Here is a 20,730-nt window from a genome sequence, read left to right on the forward strand (position 1 = left end):
CCTAGCATTCCCCCAATATGCAGAAAAGGAGATTCTCTAAATATTTTCCAGCCATATTCCTTTTCATAGACCTTTTGTTCTTGAATGTTGGGTTTGTGGTGGCAAATTATATTCGTTTTGATACCTTTTGGTTTCATGGCGATCGGTATCCATTTTTATTTGCTTTTTTGAATGTCGCTTGGGTAGTCATTTTTTTCGTTACTAAGCTGGAGAAGGTTGAGCGAGAAAAAAGTATTGTCGACTATATTTCTCAGATCCTTTTAGGGCTTACGATTAATCTCGCGGTTGTCTTTGCGATGTGGGCTTCTACACGAGCCTATTTTTATTCTCGAGAACACCTCTTCTATACGTACCTTATTTTCTCAGTATTCGTCATTGGATGGAGAGTTGGATTTATCAATCTTTTAAGGTTTTACCGTACGAAAGGTTACAACCTGCGAAACGTAGCTATAGTTGGCTATGGGCCGATTGGCCGAAGCTTGAAGAGGCATTTTCTTCAAAACCCAGAGATGGGGTATGTTTTCAAAGGTTTTTTTGATCATAAGGTAGAGCACCCATCTGTTGCAGGATCTATAGAGGATGTAGAGAGGTTTTCAAAAGAAAATAGTATTGATGTGATTTTCTGTTGTTTGCCTAAGCTGTATGATGATGATGTAAAACGATTGGTGGATTTTGCAGAGAACAATTTAATTAAGATCAAACTGCTTTCTGATTTTAGCAAGGTATCCAACAAAAATCTACAAGTTCAGCGATATGGGAATATTCCAGTTTTAGACGTTAGTAATATCCCATTGGATAGGATTTATAACAGAGTATTGAAACGAGCATTCGATATTGCTTTTTCTTCTCTAGTCATGATCTTTATTCTTTCTTGGTTGGTGCCTATTATAGGTTTGTTGATCAAGTTGGAATCTCCAGGCCCTGTGTTTTTTATTCAGAATAGACATGGGCGTGGCAATAAGTATTTTCCATGTTGGAAGTTTAGGACGATGGTCGTCAACAATGAAGCGGATTCTAAGCAAGCAACGAAGAATGACGCACGTATCACTAAGATTGGAGGGATTCTTAGAAAAACCAGTTTGGATGAATTGCCACAATTCATCAATGTATTTTTGGGCAACATGTCCGTAGTAGGTCCACGACCTCACCCGATCAAACTGAACAATGAGTTCTCCCCAAAAATTGATCGTTTTATCCAGCGTCATGCAGTGAAACCAGGTGTGACTGGACTCGCACAAGCGAAGGGTTATCGTGGAGAAACGGCGCGCTTTAGTGAAATGTATGGACGTGTAAAACTCGATCGGTTTTATGTCAAGAACTGGAGTCTTTGGTTTGATATCAAGATTATCTTCTTGACGATTTATTCTATCATTTTCGAGACAGAAAACGTCTATTAGCGGTTATTTAGCAACTCATCTTTCATTACGTCTTCCATGTTGGCGTAGCTGCTGCGGGTCATGGTGATGATTTCTAGTGTGAGGAAATCGAATTCTTCTACTACTTTCCCTGTCAATTCATAAATACCTTGACCCCTGAAGCTGTATTGCTTGGCTACTGGTGGGAAATGAACCGTATCGATGAACTGTCCTTTTTCGTCAAGGAATGTTCCGAAGTACATGCGTGTACCAGATTTGGTGGTGGTGCGTTTGGCTGTGACCAAGTAGCCCAACATGGTGACGATTTTTCCTTTGTACTGTGCTATTTCATGTGCGTAGATGATGAGGTCAATAGGTCGTTGATTGACCAAATCAAATGGACTTTCTAGTGAAAAATGTAAGATTTCTAATTCATCGTAGATGTCTTCTCGCTTGTCGTAGAAGAGTGCAGGCAATTGTACTTTTTTGTTTTGGGGAGGAAACATAGGGTACAACTGGTTGGGTTTTTTATGCTGGTTGGTGAGGAAGAGAAACTTCCAAAGGAGCTTTTTTTTGTTGGGCTCGATGCTACGGAATGCGCCGATACGAATTAGGGTTTTGGTGTGCTCGATACCTATGGGGACGGTTTCTAGAAACTGTTCCAGACTGTCAAAGGCTGTCAAAGCTGTGCGGTGGGAGATGATTCGTGCTGCATTTTTCAAACTGAGTTGTTGGATGACATGGAAGCCGAGGTATATTGTGTCTCCGATGATGTGTGTGTGTTGATGGGAAGTATTGATACAGGGAGGCTGGATGATGGCACCTTGTTGTCGTGCTTCGTGGATGTAGGTTTCACGGCTGTAAAAACCTCCCCCGTTGTTGATGACGGCTACCATGTATTCGAGTGGGTAGTGTGCCTTGAGGTATAGACTTTGGTAACTCTCGATGGCGTAGGAGGCTGAGTGGCCTTTGGCGAATGCATAGCCAGCGAAACTTTCAATTTGCTTCCAGACTTCATGGGTGAGCTTTTCTCCACGACCCATTTGGATGCAGTTGTGAAAGAACTTCTGCTTGACCTGATGAAATTCTGTTCTTGACCGAAACTTGCCAGACATGCCGCGACGAAGGATGTCTGCTTCACCAAGATCGAGCCCTGCAAAGTAGTGAGCGACTTTGATGACGTCCTCTTGGTATACCATGACTCCAAAGGTCTCCGGCATGAGTTGGGCGAGTATGGGGTGTGCTTCGCTTCGTTTTTCGGGCATACGAAACCGTAGGATGTATTCACGCATCATGCCTGATTTGGCGACTCCAGGACGAATGACGGAACTTGCTGCTACGAGACCTAGGTAGGTGTCTGCTTTGAGCTTTTTGAGGAGCATTCGCATGGCAGGAGATTCGACATAGAAACAGCCAATGGCTTGTCCGTTGCGTAAAAGGTGTTTGATTTTCTCGTCTTCAAAAAATCGTTTGGTGTCGTGGATATCTATGGTTGGGGCATTAGGGCGATTGACTCGGACGATGGCAATCGCATCTTTGATTTTTTCCAGCCCCCTTTGGCTGAGGATGTCAAACTTGTAGAGACCGATGTCTTCTGCTACCACCATGTCAAAGTGCGTGATAGGGAAGCCTTTGGGAGGCAAGCTGGTGGCAGTGTAGCTGTGTATGGGTTTTTCGGAGATGATGATCCCTCCTGCATGGACACTCAAGTGACTGGGGATCTCATCCATGTGGGTGGCGTACTTGAGTATCAGTTGGGTGATATGGTCGGAAGGTTGGGCTGGACTGTCGCTGATCTTGTCGATTTCGTGGGGGGGTAGGCCGAAGACTTTGCCAAGCTCACGAACGATGGCTTTGAATTTGAAGGTGCTGTATGTGGCGATCAGACAGACTCTTTCTGCCCCAAAACGTTCGAAAATGTAGCGGATCACGTCTTCTCGATCTCGCCAAGAAAAATCAATATCAAAATCGGGGGGATTGGTACGGTAGAGATTGATGAAGCGCTCAAAGTATAGATCCAACTCGATGGGATCTACGTCGGTGATGCGTAGCAAATATGCGACGACACTGTTGGCACCACTCCCACGCCCGACATAGAAGTAGCCCTTGCTGCGTGCATATTTGAGTATGTCCCAGTTGACAAGGAAGTAGGAGACAAAACCTTTTTTTTGGATGATGTCTAGTTCTAGTGCTAGCCTTCGGTAGATCTTGATGCTGGGTTGAGCAAACCTGTAAGGCATGCCTTGGAGGCAAAGCCTGCGGAGATGCTGGATGTCTTGTGTAGGGCTGGCGTTGTAGGACTGGATGTTTTTGTGGGGATGCTCGGTACCGAACTCGAAATTGACGGAGCAGCTGTCGAGGATGTTCTGGGTGTTTTGGATCAGTTGTGGGTAGTCCTTGAAACATGCGGTGAGTTGTTCTTCGGAGAGTAGTTGGTCGTCTACGGACGCTTGTTCGCTCTTGGGTAGTTTGCTTAGTAGTGTGTTGTTGTCGATAGCTCGGAGTAGCCGGTGGATGTTGAAGTCGAGTTGATGACGAAAGGATCCGCTTTGCATCACGACCATATTATGGATTTGGTCTTTGGATTTTGAAAATGGGATTTTCAAAACATCTCGAGGATTGACGCCTATGTATTCATTTTCCCGTAAGGAATAAGCCCTCTGGGAAGAGAAAGGGTAGATGACAAATACGTGTTGGAAGGCTGGGGCAACAGCGGGCACCTTTGTTTTGGCATGGAGGAGCGGTGAGAGGTAGTTGTTTATTTCACGGAAGCCTTCGTTGTTTTGTGCTATAGCGACAAATTGCTGTTGGATACCATTCCTGAAGTCCACGCCGATCAGTGGACGAATACCATAGTCAGGCGTTAGTCGCAGAAAGTTCATGCATCCGGAGGTGTTGTTGATGTCTGTCAGGGCGAGGCTTGTCAACCCGAGTCGCTGGGCTTCTTGTAGGAGGGACTTTGGGTGCATGACGCCATAGCGAAAACTGAAAAAGGAGTGTGTATTGAGAAACATCGTGAATGAGTCTAAAGGGAAAATCAGCTGCGTCGGTTGGGCAACAGAGGTGGCGGTTCTCCAGAGAAGGGATTGAAGCGGCTGATGGTTTTGGCCTCTATGCCTGCTGCACGTAGGATTTTTCGGTCGCCGTGTTTGTCACGAATGGTGTCGAGTGCTTGGTAGAGACGGATCATCTCTTCGGTATCTTCGAAGAGGTGGATTTGGTAATTGCCCTCGGCCAGTTGACTAAATCGTACACCTATGAGCCGAATGAGTAGTCGTTTGTTGTAGAGGCGGTCAAAGAGCTCCATGATTTTGGGGATCAATATATGATCTGCCGAAGTGAAGGAGATTTTGGACTGTAGCGAGTGAGTATTGAAGTCAGAATAGCGAATCTTGACCGTGACACAAGAGGTGAGCTTCTGCCCTCTTCTGAGTTGAAAGGCGAGGTTTTCTGCCATGGCGAGCATGATACTTTTGAGTTTGGAGATATCGGTGGTGTCTTTGTCGAAAGTCCGCTCGGTGGAGATAGATTTTCGCTCTTGGTAGGGGACGACTGGAGAAGGGTCTATGCCTTGTGCTTTTTGCCACATCTTGGTGCCATGCCGGCCGAAGGCACTTTCTACCAAGTCGAGAGGCATCTGTTGTAAATGGCTGATGTAGCGGATGCCTAGTTGCTGTAGTGTGTGGTAGGTTTTTTCGCCGACCATGGGGATCTTCTTGACCGATAGAGGAGCTAGAAAATGCTTCTCCTGACCATAATTGATCTGCATTTGGTTGTTAGGTTTGGCTTCACCAGTAGCGATTTTGGAGACGGTTTTATTTTCGGATAGACCAAAAGATATCGGGAGTTTGGTTTCCTTGATGATGCGTTGGCGCAGTTCGCTGGCGATTTGCATGCAGCCAAAGAAGCGATCCATACCTGTCAGATCCATATAGAACTCATCGATCGAGGATTTCTCAAAGAGCGGGACGGACTCTCGGATGATCTCGGTGACCTCTTTGGACTTTTGACTGTAGGTAGCGGCATTGCCTTTGATGATGATGGACTCAGGGCAGAGTTGTCGGGCTAGTTTCATGGGCATGGCAGAGTGTACGCCAAAAGTACGTGCCTCGTAGCTACATGACGCCACCACTCCCCGATCCGAAGTACCGCCAATGAGTACGGGTTTGTTGTGCAGGCGCTTGTCATGCAAGCGCTCACAAGAGACAAAAAACGTATCTAAGTCCATGTGGACAATTGATTTTTCGTGTGCCATAAAAGTAAATTGAGGAAACAAAAATACTACAATAATTAGTATAAACTATAATAATTAGTTTTTAGAATGTATCGATCCATCAAAACAGGTTTGAAAAGCTCGTTTAGTTAGGGCTTCTCCATTTCCGACTCAAAAGTTCCATTTTAATTTAGCCCGTGGTAAATTCGCATCTTCAAGTCCAAGAGATATGTTTGAGAAAGTAGAAGAGTACAAAGCCATGATTCAATCTGCTGAAGCGAAAGCTGCAGAGGAACTGGAGCAATTCAGAATGAAATTTATCAGCAAGAAAAGTGTCGTCACTGAGCTGTTCAATGATTTCAGAAATGTTCCTAACGAACAAAAGAAGGCTTTTGGTCAGGCACTCAACGAACTCAAGGATCTTGCTCAAGAGAAGTTTCAGGCGCTCGCAGACGGGCTGTCGGATCAGTCAGGCAGCACAGCGGATATTGGCTTGGACATGACCCTGCCCAATGTGCCCAACGAGACGGGTTCGATCCATCCACTGACGATCACCACCAACAAGATCATAGAGATCTTCGAGCGTATGGGGTTCAATGTGGCCAATGGACCCGAGATCGAGGAAGATTTTTACAATTTCACTGCGTTGAACTTTCCAGAAAATCATCCAGCACGTGAGATGCAGGATACTTTTTTTATCGAAAAAGATCCAGACAAGGTTCTCCGTACGCACACTTCCAATGTGCAGATTCGATTGATGGAAGGACAAAAGCCTCCTTTCCGATCGATCATGCCAGGGCGTGTGTTTAGAAATGAAGCGATCTCTGCCAGAGCACACTGTTTCTTTCATCAGGTAGAAGGTCTATATGTCAACAAAAACGTCGGGTTCAAAGACCTCAAGGAGACGGTGTATCACTTTGTGAAGCAGCTTTTTGGTGAGAACACGAAGATTCGTTTCCGTCCGTCTTATTTTCCTTTCACCGAGCCGAGTGCGGAGATAGACATCAGCTGTTTCATTTGTAATGGCAAGGGCTGCAACGTCTGCAAATATACCAACTGGGTGGAAATCGGCGGTTGTGGGATGGTCGATCCGAACGTCCTCAAAAACTGTGGAATCGATCCTGAAGAATACACAGGGTTCGCATTCGGAATGGGAATTGAGCGCATCACGATGCTCAAGTACCAAATCAATGATCTGCGTCTCTTCTCTGAGAATGACGTGCGATTCCTCAATCAGTTCAAGGGGACTTTCTAAGCCCCCTTTGATTCCCGATTAATAGTTTTCTGTCTAATTAAATTAGCAAGCCTACTTCGCTCCAGAGAATCTGCGGAGCTGATAAGTGAAGGTCATCATGAAATACTGCTGGAGTACTTCGGTACGTACTTCCTCCACATAGGCAGGGTTGACACTCTGAGAGAAACTTTGGTTCTGGCCCAACAAATCAAACACTGACAGCTCCAATTCTCCCACGTCATTTTTCAAGAATTTACGTGCGACGCTCATATTCCAGAGGACATACTCGCTATCGAAGGAGTCTTCGATCCCGTTGTACTTCTGATAATAGATATCGTTTCGGAAGACAAACCCTCCACCAAATATCCAGTTGAGTTTGGCACCCGTTGTCTGGGTCGTGTAGTTGGTATTGGCAATCGATTCGATGGAGTTGTTGACCAAGTTGCTACTCACATCGTAGTAGATATTGAAATCGAAGTTCTCACTAAAGTTGCTGGCAAGGGCAAACTTGATATTCCCCGAATAGGTACTGGAGATATTGGTTTGCTCATTGGTCCTGCCGGGCAGCCTGCGGTAGTTGAACCCCAACGAGGTGTTGAAATTAGACTTTAGCTTTTCGATCAAGATGCTATGCGTAGTATTGTTGTTTACATTCCAGTAGCCGTTCATATTGATCGGTTTGGACACCTGTGCCCCTTGCTGCACGATGATTCCCCCCGCATAGACCGAGTCCTGTGGTGCGTAAGTGGTTTCGTTGGTGATGTAGTTTTGGGTGGTCTCTACACGAGTGAAGTTGGCTATCGATCGGTTCTTGTCTGGGTTTGGTTTGTTGAACCGAATCATCAACGAATGTGAATAACTCTGATCTAGTTCAGGGTTACCTGTGGAGATAAACAGGGGATTGCTATTGTCGATCACGTTTTGGAGTTGATTGATAGATGGAGTAGAGGTGCTCGTACGATACCTAATAAACACGTCTGCTTCGCTACCTAGCTCGATGCGTCCCATGGCAAAGGGCAAGATGCTGTTGAATCTATTGACAAAATTTCCCGTCTCAGGTTGAATCTGCTTATTTGCCAATTCGGCATATTGATACGCTAGTCCAAAACGATAGAATGTTCCCATTGAACGGTTGCTTAGTGAGACCTCTGTTTTATGCTGGGTATACCCGCTTACGAAATGATTGGATAACTGTGTGTTGAAATTTTTCGCTCCAGAATCAGGGTTGATATTGTATGTGTTTTTATCCGAATTTCTCTCTCTATAGCTGAGTTCGTATGTTGCAGATAGCTGTGCGGTGTTTCCAATAGGCTCGGTATAGCCTAGCGTACTTTCTATAGTATAGTCAGTCTCATCAGTCAGGTACTGTGTGATAGAGTCCTGTGCGATGTCTTCATAGTAGTTTTCACGATCAGTCTCTTTATAGTTGGTCTCTAATTCTAGAGACCAAGTACGACCGATTTTGTCAAACTTATGCATGTAGCTGATATAGTTGTCGATATTGAACGCCTCATTGCTACTGCGGTAGTTGTTTTCCGTACGGTTTATTTCCGTTCCTGCCCCGTTAACTGTCGCTCCGTCGGTGAAGGTCAGGCTCTCATTGTTTTGGTAGCTGATTCTTGGGCGGATCGTTAGCTTGTTGTCATCATTGATGTCATAGGTAATCCTCGCATCGAGACGATGGTTGAGGTTGTCGGTATCGGCATTTTTGATTTCATCATAGTACTGAATGCTGTCTCCGTTGTAGATCTCACGGTTGGTCGTTTCGTCTCGGCTGTTGTTGGTTTGATTAAAGAAATAACTCCCCTCGAACTTGGCCTTTGTGCCCCACTCATCAGTAAAATTTAATCCTAGAGAATTGGTTTGGGTGATCCCGCTTTGCGTACCTGTCATGAGACTGTTGTTGCCGCGACGAAACCCACCGCCTCCACCACTGATACCTGCCAAATCCTCACCGCTGAAGTTCTGCTGGTTAATGTTATTGGTCATTCCGATCACGGTCAAGCGTTGATCATCCTTGAAGGAATTTACGTTTGCACCTATTTTGTATCGGTCATCAGTGCCATAGCCTGCGTAGGCTTTTCCGAATTGTCCGTTGCGTTTGCCTTCTTTGGTGACGACATTCATGGTTTTGGTCGTGTTGCCATCGTCATAGCCTGTGAACTGCGATCTTTCACTCTTCTGATCAAATACTTCTACTTTTTGTACTACCTCGGCTGGGATCGTATTGAGGGAGAGTAAAGGATCTTGTCCAAAGAACCGTTTTCCATCCAGTAATACTTGCTCGATCGTCTCGCCGTTGGCACTGACACCGTTTTCATCGATGACGATTCCTGGCATCTTTTTGACGAGATCTGCGGTGCTCGCATCCGGGTTTACTTTGTAGGCATCTGCGTTGTATTGTACTGTATCGCCTTTAACCTCCATCGCCACGACCGCTCCTTGAACCTCTATGCCTTCTAGGACTTTCTCATCCTGCTCCATGAATATGTTTCCAAAATTCATCTCCTCTATCGAGATCCGCACGGTACGTGAGTATGGTTTGTATCCGAGGCTTTTGATATTCATTTTGTAAAAGGCACTCTCGACATCTTTTATCAAAAAGATGCCTTCCACATCTGTGACGGCATAGCGAGATTTTGTTGAATCCTTAATATTAAAGAGCTGCACAGTCGCGCCGATCAGCATTGACCCGTCTGTTTTGTCTACTAGACGTCCATATACTTTGCTCTTGATGACTTCCTGACCATAAGTGGCCCAGCCGATGGTCATACTGATGATGACTAATGCGATTCTTTTCATTATTGCGCTCCCTCTCCTGGCTTTCTGTTTCCTTGTCTCTCTTTCATACGCTCACGTTGAGCGGTCGTCATCTCTTCGTAGATGACGTATTGCTCTTGACTGAGAATGTCAAACATCAACCCGTCTTTCTCTTCGTTGAGTGCTTCCATTTTGGCCCGCATTTCCTCCCAATTCCTATTCTTTCGAATCTCTTCAAAACTCTCTTTGATCGACTGAGCGTACTCGTCGTAGATCCCGTCGATGATCATGGTTTGATCATCAGATAGATCATCAATTTTACTGTATAGGTTTTGCTTTTCACGCATGACCCTATCTTCAGGACTCATGCGTCCCCCAGGCTGGGCTTGGGATTCAACGTAAAACAAACTCATCGTCATGATGAGAAATAGGTATATTTTCTTATTCATAATTCTTTACTTTTTCTGTTAGATGAATATCTATACCCAAAACTTGCACTATCTGTGATCTTTTTTTTGAAAAAAGCCAACCCGATCAAAAAGTCATGGATAAATACCCACTAGCACGGATATTCCATTTGAGATATAAAGTTGAATTTTGATTCTGTATAAAATCTAAAGTGATGAAAAAAACCATACTATTCCTATGCATGGCATTTGTGCTAAGTACTTCCTACGGTCAGTTATTGAAGAAAGACAGTGGGGAGGGCAAAGAGAAAAAAAAGAAATTTAACCTGATGGAAAAAATCGGGGACGTCACAGGCAATCTCATGACAGGCAAAACCGAAACCCTAGAAGGGGTAGTCGTCAAGGCCAACTACATCAATGGTCTCTACTCTACGGATATCGAGACAACCGAAGCGAAGTATTTTCCTCCCGGAGCGAGAGAAGGGGATTATGTGGTATTCATCTCATTTTTCAAAAACGAAGGGGTAGGCATGTACGAACTCGTAGATGGAGAAGTACTCGCCGACGGTGAACCGATGGAATACTATGGTCTTGGTTCCTACGGGAGATTCTACAACTATCCACCCGCTGGTCCGATCAAGATCGACATCACTGCCAAGAATGGAGACAAAGCCCACTACACCTTTCAGCCTATCCCAGATGTAGAGATACTCAGTGTCAATGGCGAAACAGCACTACCCATACTAGACCTATCTGAGGACATCACACTAGAGTACTATAACCCACCAGGGTCAGAGGGTACAACTATCAAAGTTTCCATGCTGACCAAGGTTATGGGGGTAAGAGCCTTCAATCATTTTGCAGATTTTAAAGTCACCAAACCTGGTAAGGTCAAAGTCACGATTCCCAAAGAAGCACTCGCCAACCCGGAGATAGCTGGCGATCTCAACATGGGCAACTTTGACAAAGGTGACAACTACCTGATCCTTGAGCGGGAAGTCAAAAAAGTAAAAGAGGACTTTGGTACAGATCAAAGCCCTGGAAAAGTGATAGCTACAGAACTGTACACACGCAACTATGCCTCATTTCCCGTGATCGTCAAAGGCAAACAGGACGAAGGAGTGATGACGGTACTACGCGTGAGAGCAGAGACTCCGGACAAAACCCTAGGGTACGCCTTCTACAAGCCCAATGCAACCTACGGTATTCCACTATCCAAAGCATCCAAATTTGGTCTCGTCTCTTTCACCATGGAGGCCAGTACATACAAGCGTGAGGTAGAGACTGACTCCAAGTCATGGACAGTAGGCAATACCAAATATACCCAGACCACCACCACGACGACCACTTATGAGTTCCCGCAACTATCCGATGAGACGTGGAACACGGCCCTCGATCAGATCTACCAAGAGGTCGTGGCATTCTTCAAATCAGAGTATAACGTGGAGTTTGTCCCAGTGGCAGCTGTCACTGGGACACCCCAGTACAACGACCTATTCGCGGCGGCAGATAAAAACAACGCCAAGAGAGTCATGAAATCTTACAATGGCACCAAACGATCTACGCCAGGTACGATAGGTGAAATCCTAGGATCAACCAGTTCTAACATCACTACAGACAATCCACGTGTCAACATGATGAAGGCAGCCGGAGATATAGACGGACTCCTATCCATGCACATCAATCTGATGGTCGGAGGCAACAAGGATGGAAACGTGGTGTTGTACCCCAGCTTTACCATCTCCATCAGTGGTATAGACGAAACAAGGGACGATAGAGAAGGGAAGTATTTTGATGGGCAGATCACCCGCAAAACAGGCGAATCATTCAACGAATCCAAACTTAAATCCGACCCCAACGAACTCGCCAGAGTATGTAGTATGCCAGTCATCCTAGACGCACTCAAAGCCGGTATCACCACCATGCGTGCCAAAGAAATAGAAATGGGATACGACAAAATATGGAATATTTCGGAGGAGTAAACCAAGTACAAGAAAATAACGAATCAAGAACCAAGCGTACTGTGCGCTTGGTTCTTTCTTTTTAGAACATGAGGAGCAAATAGACAAATCTTAATGCTGGCCAATCCGCTGAACCAACTACCGCATCGTTTGAATCCTAGATAGTTCGTCGTAGATTCGGGACAAAGAAACGATTTACATTACTACTATTCGCCGTATGGGCGATGTGCTGTACCACTATGGCGCAGACTTTCACCGACAGCAACCTCCCCATCGTACTTGTCGATACCGACAATGACCAGACGATCCCCGACGAACCCAAAGTCTGGGCAGACATGAAAATCATCTATCGAGGCGAGGGAGAAAGAAACTACCTCAACGATCAGAACACGGATGATTACCTAGACTTTGATAGTCGAATCAAAATAGAAATCCGAGGCTCTAGCTCGCAAGAGCTCCCCAAAAAGCAATACGGATTCACCACCTATACTATAGATGGCTCAGACAAAGACAATGTTAGCCTCCTCGATATGCCCAAAGAAAACGACTGGATCCTGAGTGGGATTGCCTATGACAGTTCGCTCATCCGAGACTACCTCTGCTACGAGCTTTCTCGTCAGCTGGGCAACTACGCCCCCCGCACGCGATACTGCGAGCTTATCCTCAACGGATCCTACAACGGCCTATACATCCTGATGGAAAAAATCAAAGCAGATGACAACCGGGTAGACATAGACCAAATAGAGGAATCCGCTGCGACACAACCTGACCTCAGTGGTGGCTATATCACCCAAGCAGACAGAGCAGATGACGACCCCCTCGCATGGAGTATGTCTACCAACACGGGTCAAAACGTAGACTATGTCCATGTTGTACCCAAACCCGAAGAGGCCACCAATACCCAGACCTCCTACATCGAATCAGTATTCATCCAACTGGCGAGTACCTCTCGCAATCAAAATAGCGATAAGGCCGACGGTTACCCCTCTCTCATCGACATACCTTCATTCATCGACTTTATGCTGATCAATGAGCTGTCGTCCAATTCGGATGCCTACCAGTACAGCACTTACTTTCACAAGGACAAGATGGGGAAATTACGTGCAGGACCGATCTGGGATTTGAATTTGACCTTCGACAATGATCTCCGTTTTTGGGGACTGGACAGAAGCAAACCAGATATATGGCAGCTTGACAATGGCGACAATGTCGGTTCCAAGTTTTGGCTCGACCTCTACGAGGACGACACTTACCGCTGCTACCTATCCAAACGCTGGAACGAACTCACTACTCCCGACCAGCCACTCAACGAGACTCGCCTCAATACCCGTATCGATGAAATCGTAGCAAAAATCAGCGAGGCTACCATTCGCGAAGAGGCACGCTGGGGCACCATAGTCGATCATGACCAGCATATCACACAGATCAAAGATTTTCTCTCCGAGAGAATCACCTGGATGACCACAGAATTGAGCGACTACAGTGCCTGTGCAGCAGTCACCACTCCTCCACTCGTCATCACCAAAATCCACTACAATCCCGAAGACCAAGACCCGGTGGAAAGCAAAGAACTAGAGTTCATCGAAATCCTCAACAACGGCAGCACAACAGTCGATCTGACGGGCGTCTACTTTGGAGGGACGGGGTTCGTCTATCAGTTTGCAGAGAGTACACTCGCAGCAGGAGCTACCACCACACTCGCTAGCAACGCCAGCATCTACGAGCAAAAATATGGCTCGGCAGCTGACGATCAGTATTACAGAAGCCTATCCAACGGCGGTCAACGTATCCAGCTCCTAGATGCCTACGGCAATACCATCGACGAAGTGATCTACAGCGATGAAGGTGACTGGCCTGATGCAGATGGCAGTGGCTATTACCTAGAGCTCAGTGATCCCAACAGTGACAACAATGTCGCGAGTAATTGGATACGTACCAAGGACGTGGACTTTGTGCCGCTATCGACGGGTGAAAAAAAAAGCAGTGACAAGGTGCTGCTCTACCCCAATCCAAGCACAGGATCAATCCACGTCCAAGCCCAAGAAGACATCTCGGAACTCCACATCACCAACCTCAACGGCCAGGTAGTCTTCATGATGCAGCCCCATAGTCCCTCGGCCACCTTGACACTCACTGCTCTTCAACCGGGGGTCTATTTTGTACACGTCCGTACGGCGACAAATCAGTCAGTTACGAAAATGTTAACAAATTAGATTATCCATCATAATTTGTTAACATTGTGAATGGTGGGTAGAGATATACCTACCAAAAAATAATTACTAAGGGCATGTTTGATGTATTGACTGACGGGGACTTCTATGAATTCCCCTCCTTTGAGGTAGCACTCTTTTCTATCTTGCTATCCTTTGTGCTGAGTAGCGCGATTAGTTTCACGTATCACTTGACCAGCCAAGGGACTGCGCTTTCGCGCAATTTTATCCAAGCCATGATCTTGAGTTCTATCGTGACCTGTATGGTCATCATGGCTGTGGGCAACAACGTCGCAGCTGGATTCGGTATCATGGGAGCGATCGCCATTGTGCGTTTTCGTCTCAGGATAGAAAACCCACGAAACATCATATTCATCTTCGCAGCACTCTCCGTCGGGATCGCTTCTGGGGTCTATGGCTATTCGATTGCCATAGCGGGGACTTTGGTCTACTGTATGATCGCTGGCATTCTCTATTTCTCCCCCTATGGCAGCAAACAACTCAATCAGGAGTTCAGCCTTGGTTTTCTCCTCCTGACGGAAACAACTGAGAAAACCATGCATGATTTCTTGAAAGAAAAATGCCAAGACTACCGCATGCTCTCCGTCTCTAGCAGAAGCCGTGGCGACCGCTACGAATTCTTCTTGACCCTGAGCACTGGACACAGCAAGGACACCTTCTACACCGAGCTCAAAGCCAAAGAGGGATTCGAAAGCATCAAGTTGGAAAGAAGTGATAACCTGACACAGCTATGAGTTTGATCAAAAAAAATCTCCTATACGTCCTTTGGGTTGTCATCGGTGGACTGTTGGCTTTGGTTTCGTTTCAATCCTACAACTCTACGACATCCATCCTCGCACAGGTCGAGCCCCAAAAACATGCCATCAGTTACCACAAAGCGGTGCGCGTCAAAGAAATTTTTGTCCTTCCCGGCCAGGAAGTCAAAAAAGGTGACCCCCTACTCAAAGTCGAGCGCCAAGACCTCCTCCTCGAAGTGGATAACATGAAAAATAATTTGGAACGCCTCCAATCACAGATTTCCATCTATCAGATCGAAAAACAACATGAGATGGACCTGGCACAGATGGACGTAGACCTCATCACCAGTGACAATCAGGCCGAAATCGAGCGCCTCAAACTCCTCCTGCAGCAGCAAGCGGAGATCGCCCAAAGCATCGAAAGCCTTAACATCAGCCCAAGTGGCAATACCTCCACAGATCGCTCCTATGTCCAACTCCGTATCGAAGTGCTCCGCGAAGAAATCAGCCATGCCAAACAGCAATACCAGCTGAAAAAGAAAAAACTCAACACGCTCTACGAGCTCAAAATCAAAGAATCCGAAAATGAAATGAAGCAATACGACGATCAACTGGTGCTGCTCCAGCAAGAAGAAAGCGAACTCTACCAAGTCGCCAAAGAAGACGGTACGGTCGGTAATATCCTCATCGAGCAGGACGAACTCGCCTCGCCTTTCACCACGCTGATGACCATCTATGCACACGACCCCTCTGTGATCCGCGCCTTGATCAACGAGCACCAAAATGCAGAACTAAACACCGGTCAATCCGTCATTGTCGAGTCAACCAACCGAGCCTACCACGTATCAGGTACCATCTCCGAGATCGGATCACGCATCATCGAATATCCCTCACGGCTCAAAATCAACCAAGAACTACCGATGTACGGTCGAGAGATTTTCATCAAAATCCCCGACCAAAGTAATTTCCTCCATGGAGAAAAAGTCTACGTAAAACTGAAATGATGCGCTACTTGATTCTTTTGTTGATAGGTATGTACGCCATCACTTATCAGGCACACGGCCAAATGACCTTCTCCATAGAAGGCTACCTAGCCACGGCGCTAGAAGATCAGGCATTGGAGCGATACCGAGCGCAGAAGCAGTTCCTCAGCGACAACAACTACAACTCACCCTGGCTCAACCGTGTCGAACTCCGCGTCGGTAGTGAAGACGCCAACGCTTCACTCAACGAGTACCGTCTACGCCTATCACCCACCAATCCCGCTGAGATCAAAGCCAACAAAATCTACTACAACCAACATCTAGAGAGCCTCACCACCAAACACCAGATCGTCCTCAACGAAGCGCTCAAAAATCGCTACCTCATGGTCATCGACCTGATAGACTTGACCCAGCAAGAAAAATACCTGAGCAAACGCATCCAGCTGGAAGAAAAAATCCTCCAAAACAACGCACAACAAGGGATGGAGCTCAAAGACATCATCGTCTTCCAATCCAACCAAACCAAGCATCTCCTTCAGCACCAGGAAATCAAAACACAAAGCCTCGTCACACGCTACTACATCGGGCTAGACTATGGTATCTCCGACACCCTCACGATAGATACAGATCATCTCATCACAGTAGCTCAGATCAAACACTACCTCACGAGTACTGCGCTAGCCGACCATCAAAATCTAGCCATCATCGAAGCAGAACAAGAGCTTGCTCTCAACCAGCAAATGCTCAAAATCGACAAAGCAGAAGCCCGCAGCAACATTGGCTACATCCAAGGCAACATCGATACCGAACGTGGCGCTGACATCAACGACCACTTGGGCTTTCAGGTGGGGATACGCCTACCCATCGTCAACCCGGACAAACCAAAGCTCAACCGCGACCGGGTCAAGCTCATCGATGAAGCGGCCAAAGTAGAGGCTACCAAAAGCCTCGTACAAAACGAATCCAAACTCAACACCCTCCAACTAGACGCTTGGATAGCACAATACGAAATGTTGCGCCAGCGCCAAGCCCTCGCACAAAAGATTCAGGTCAATGCCAACATAGCAGTAGACTGGGCCGAATTGTCTAAATTGAAGAACTACCACCTGGATTTGGACATGGAGCTGGCCCAGCTGGAAAAGAAAATCAGGATCGCCTTCATCGAATACCTCGACCAAAAAGGCCTACTTGCCAACAGCCCTCTGATCAACTACCTTTCCCGAGACTTCCAACCTATAATCAACCGCAATTGATTCGACTAAAAAGAACATGATAGCTATGACTAAATTTTGGATAGTAACAGGATTCGCTCTACTCACGACACAGACCCTCTCTGCCCAAGGGCTACAGTTCAACGAAGCGATGGCCTCCAACATCGAGACCATCTACGACGAAGATGGCGAAAGCTCAGACTGGTTCGAGATCTACAACCCGACCGATGCTGCTATTGACCTCTCGGGCTACGGAGTCTCAGATAGCTCCGCCCCTGATAGCTTTTGGGCCTTCCCCGAGTTTGAACTCGCAGCTGGGGGCTACTTGGTGGTATTTGCCTCAGACAAAGACCGCAAAACCCCTCCGACCTACTGGCGCACCGTGATCGATCAGGGAGACATCTGGCAATACTTCGTCCCGACTGCAGAACCGAGTAGCGAATGGACCAGCGATAGCTTCGATGCATCGGGGTGGTTAGAAGGCCCAACAAGTATCGGCTATGGAGACGATGACGACCAGACGATCATCGAGGCGACTAACGCTGTTTACCTCCGCAAGACCTTTGCAGTAGATGGGGCTGCATCCATAGACCGTCTACTCCTTGATATTGACTATGACGATGGTTTTGTTGCCTATCTCAATGGGACAGAGATCGCTCGCTCAGGACTGACAGGTACTCCGCCAGGCTTTGACGAAAGTTCAGCGTTGCGCGAAGCGACCATGTACCACGGTGGAGCACCCGAACGCTACGATGTATCCGATCACAGCGATCTGTTGGTGGAGGGAGAGAATCTCCTGGCCATCCAACTGCACAACGCTGGCTCGGGATCTTCTGACCTGACGATCATTCCTATCTTAACGCTGGGCAGTACAGCCGCTGCACATGCCGGAGTGATCTCCGACGACATCTCCCTTTACCAAAACAGTTTTCATACGGACTTCAAAATTTCTTCGTCGGGCGATTCTTTGTTTCTACGCAACAGTGTACAGGAAATCATCGATACGCTCTACACCGGTTCGCTCCGCGCTGGGATCTCTATCGGTCGCTTATCAGGATCTGACGAATTACACTATTTTGCAGAAGCTACACCTGGAACAGAAAACAACACGACCGCCTATGATGCCATCGCGGGCGAGGTGATACTCGCCCAACCAAGTGGCCTCTACCAAGGCAATGTCACCGTAGAGATGAACACCGAGGACGTGGCAGGCACGATCTACTACACCACAGACGGTAGCGAACCGACGGATACCGATGCTATCTACAGCACCGCGATCACCGTATCGAATAGTACCGTCATCCGTGCCAGAGTACTGGCTCCTAACACCTTGGCGGGTCCGATCTCGTCGGCTTCCTATATGATCAACATCAGCCATGAGATACCCGTACTGTCCCTGATCGTGGATCATGACGACTTCTTTGATCCCACGACGGGCATGTATGTCAAAGGCCCCAACGCAGAGAACGACTTTCCCTATTTTGGATCGAATTTTTGGCAGGACTGGGAAAAACCCGTACACCTCACTATGATCGATACCGACGGAGACATTGCGTTTTCTGCGCATGCAGGGGCCAAAATATTCGGCGCATATAGCCGGGGCAATGACCAAAAGTCCCTCGCCATACATTTCAGAAAATCCTACGGAGATGGACCTATCGAGTACGAGCTCTTCGATCAAAAAGACCTGGACGAATTTTCAAGTATCGTCCTACGCAACTCCGGTAACGACTGGAACAACACCATGCTAAGAGATGGATTCAACACGTCACTTTTTCACGAAAGTGTAGACAAACAAGGATACCAACCCGCAGTGCTCTATATCAACGGTGAGTACTGGGGCATCCACAACATGCGTGAGAAAGTCAACGAACATTTCCTCGCCGACAACCACGATGTAGACAGTGACGAGATCGAAATGCTCGAAACCTCAGGGATACCCGTTCATGGGGACGAAGCGCACTACCTTGCACTTGTCCAATACCTCGAAAACCACAGCACCATCACAGATGAAGACCTAGCCTATATCGCTACTCAGATGGATATCCAAAATTTCATCTACTATCAGAGTGCCAACATATTCATCAACAATACGGATTGGCCCGGCAACAACATCAAATACTGGCGAGAAGCCAATGATACAGCCAAATGGCGATGGATTGCCTATGATACTGATTTTGGTTTTGGCATTTGGGAAGAAAATGATCACAGCAACAATACGCTGAGTTTTGCACTGGCATCCAACGGACCAGACTGGCCCAATCCCCCCTGGTCTACACTCATCCTCCGCAGGCTGATGACCAACGACAGCTTTAAGCATCAGTTCGTCAATACCATCGCTGATCAACTCAACACAACTTGGCTCCCTGCCAATATCAGTGAAAATCTGGAAGCGAAAATCGCCACTATCGAAAACGAAATCCAAGCCCACATGAACCGGTGGTATGGAGACTACAATTACTGGAAGGAGCGTGCGGATGTCATGCGTGACTTTGCTCAGAAGCGACCTGCTGTGATGAAAAATATCGTCAGTTCTACACTCTCGGTCGGTCAATCCGTTTCGGTCACTGTTGAGATCAACAACAATAGCTATGGATCTGTCCAGCTCAGCACGCTGACCATCGATCAAGCCAACTGGACAGGAGAGTATTTCAGAAATGTACCCGTTCCTCTGACGGCTATTGCCAAACCTGGTCATCGTTTTGTCAGATGGGAGGGGATAGATGAGACCGACGAGCAAACCCACATTACTCTGACCGAGAGCACAACAATTACTGCGGTATTCGAAGAGGTAGACAATCCGCTCAATGACCTGATCGTGAATGAAATATTCTACAAATCCGCAGACGATCCAGACATAGAGGACTGGGTAGAACTGTACAACAAGGGTGACCAAACCCTAGACCTCAGTGACTGGATGATGAAGGATGGAGAGGACGATCACATCTTTACGATTCCAGATCAAACAACACTAGCCCCGGGAGGCTTCTTGATACTCTGCCGCAGTGTAGAAAACTTCTCAGCCCACTACGAGGGCAATATCCCTACAGTGGGGGATTTTGATTTCGGATTGGGCAATGAAGCCGAGTGTGTCCGAATCTTCGATGCAGACGGCAACCTCGCCGAAGAGGTATGCTACGAATCGGTAGCCCCATGGCCCTCCTCACCCGATGGCAAAGGCGCTTCACTGGCACTCCAAAACCCCAACTACGACAACACCAAAGCAAGCAGCTGGTATCCTCTTGGAAACAATGGCAACCCCGGAGAGGATAATAGTGTCACGTTAGCTGTGGGAGACCCTATGGACTTTCATGTCCTCGCTTATCCGAATCCATTTACTCACGAAGTGACCGTCTCGGTAGAGATGACATCAAATGGCCCACTTCAAGTTCAGGTTATAGACCTATACGGCAGGCCGCTCGATACACTATGTGATGAACAAAAATCTGTGGGTACCCACGAGTTTATTTGGTCACCCACGGGTCAGTTAAGCTCAGGAATCTACCTAGTAGAGGTCACGACCAAGACACACCGAATTCTACAGCGAGTCGTTTGGAATCAGTAAGGTTATAAGTAGTGAGATAGTTCGTGCTATCCGTGCTGGTGGGTATGTCCAAATACACTTTTGCCCCGATAGT

General features: G+C 47.0%; 12 protein-coding genes. 8 read left to right on the plus strand and 4 right to left on the minus strand.

Annotated features, from left to right (window positions below):
* Positions 1 to 17: 17 nt before the first annotated feature.
* Positions 18 to 1,397 (plus strand): undecaprenyl-phosphate glucose phosphotransferase, encoded by a 1,380-nt coding sequence (locus BGP76_RS14980; protein ID WP_119845288.1) that lies wholly within the window; start codon positions 18 to 20, stop codon positions 1,395 to 1,397.
* On the opposite strand, the gene BGP76_RS14985 is transcribed toward BGP76_RS14980, so the two are convergent.
* Together BGP76_RS14985 and dinB are read right to left on the minus strand one after the other, a co-directional pair.
* Positions 1,394 to 4,369, minus strand: a complete 2,976-nt coding sequence (locus BGP76_RS14985) for a DNA polymerase III subunit alpha (protein ID WP_119845289.1) — start codon at positions 4,367 to 4,369, stop codon at positions 1,394 to 1,396. The genes BGP76_RS14980 and BGP76_RS14985 overlap by 4 nt on opposite strands.
* 23 nt (positions 4,370 to 4,392) lie before the next feature.
* Positions 4,393 to 5,610: a DNA polymerase IV gene (gene dinB / locus BGP76_RS14990; RefSeq protein ID WP_119845290.1), complete on the minus strand. Its 1,218-nt coding sequence runs from the start codon at positions 5,608 to 5,610 to the stop codon at positions 4,393 to 4,395.
* A gap of 187 nt (positions 5,611 to 5,797) precedes the next feature.
* On the opposite strand from dinB, the gene pheS reads away from it, so the two are divergent.
* Positions 5,798 to 6,823 carry a phenylalanine--tRNA ligase subunit alpha gene (gene pheS, locus BGP76_RS14995; protein WP_073121373.1) on the plus strand — a complete coding sequence of 342 codons (1,026 nt, stop codon included), beginning with the start codon at positions 5,798 to 5,800 and terminating at the stop codon, positions 6,821 to 6,823.
* A gap of 51 nt (positions 6,824 to 6,874) precedes the next feature.
* Here pheS and BGP76_RS15000 read toward each other — a convergent pair whose 3' ends face one another.
* Positions 6,875 to 9,604 carry an outer membrane beta-barrel protein gene (locus BGP76_RS15000; protein ID WP_119845291.1) on the minus strand — a complete coding sequence of 910 codons (2,730 nt, stop codon included), beginning with the start codon at positions 9,602 to 9,604 and terminating at the stop codon, positions 6,875 to 6,877.
* The gene (locus tag BGP76_RS15005) at positions 9,604 to 10,011 is read right to left on the minus strand and encodes a hypothetical protein (protein ID WP_073121369.1); all 408 of its coding nucleotides are present in this window, start codon (positions 10,009 to 10,011) and stop codon (positions 9,604 to 9,606) included. The genes BGP76_RS15000 and BGP76_RS15005 overlap by 1 nt, the downstream gene beginning before the upstream one ends.
* Positions 10,012 to 10,184: 173 nt before the next feature.
* On the opposite strand from BGP76_RS15005, the gene BGP76_RS15010 reads away from it, so the two are divergent.
* The 6 genes from BGP76_RS15010 (at position 10,185) to BGP76_RS15035 (ending at position 20,657) form a co-directional block, all read left to right on the plus strand.
* Positions 10,185 to 11,951, plus strand: a complete 1,767-nt coding sequence (locus BGP76_RS15010; RefSeq protein ID WP_119845292.1) for a hypothetical protein — start codon at positions 10,185 to 10,187, stop codon at positions 11,949 to 11,951.
* A gap of 218 nt (positions 11,952 to 12,169) precedes the next feature.
* Positions 12,170 to 14,143 carry a CotH kinase family protein gene (locus BGP76_RS15015; protein ID WP_158584288.1) on the plus strand — a complete coding sequence of 658 codons (1,974 nt, stop codon included), beginning with the start codon at positions 12,170 to 12,172 and terminating at the stop codon, positions 14,141 to 14,143.
* Between the two features lie 74 nt (positions 14,144 to 14,217).
* Positions 14,218 to 14,895, plus strand: coding sequence for a DUF4956 domain-containing protein (locus BGP76_RS15020; RefSeq protein ID WP_119845294.1), 678 nt, complete (start codon positions 14,218 to 14,220; stop codon positions 14,893 to 14,895).
* A complete protein-coding gene (locus BGP76_RS15025; RefSeq protein ID WP_119845295.1) occupies positions 14,892 to 15,902 on the plus strand; it encodes an HlyD family secretion protein in 1,011 nt (336 codons plus the stop codon). Before BGP76_RS15020 ends, BGP76_RS15025 begins: the two co-directional genes overlap by 4 nt.
* Positions 15,899 to 17,134: a hypothetical protein gene (locus BGP76_RS15030; RefSeq protein ID WP_119845296.1), complete on the plus strand. Its 1,236-nt coding sequence runs from the start codon at positions 15,899 to 15,901 to the stop codon at positions 17,132 to 17,134. Before BGP76_RS15025 ends, BGP76_RS15030 begins: the two co-directional genes overlap by 4 nt.
* Positions 17,135 to 17,159: 25 nt before the next feature.
* The gene (locus tag BGP76_RS15035) at positions 17,160 to 20,657 is read left to right on the plus strand and encodes a CotH kinase family protein (protein ID WP_158584289.1); all 3,498 of its coding nucleotides are present in this window, start codon (positions 17,160 to 17,162) and stop codon (positions 20,655 to 20,657) included.
* The last annotated feature ends 73 nt before the right edge of the window (positions 20,658 to 20,730 follow it).

This window comes from Reichenbachiella sp. MSK19-1, assembly GCF_003590315.1.
In the GTDB taxonomy this organism is placed as follows: domain Bacteria; phylum Bacteroidota; class Bacteroidia; order Cytophagales; family Cyclobacteriaceae; genus Reichenbachiella; species Reichenbachiella agariperforans.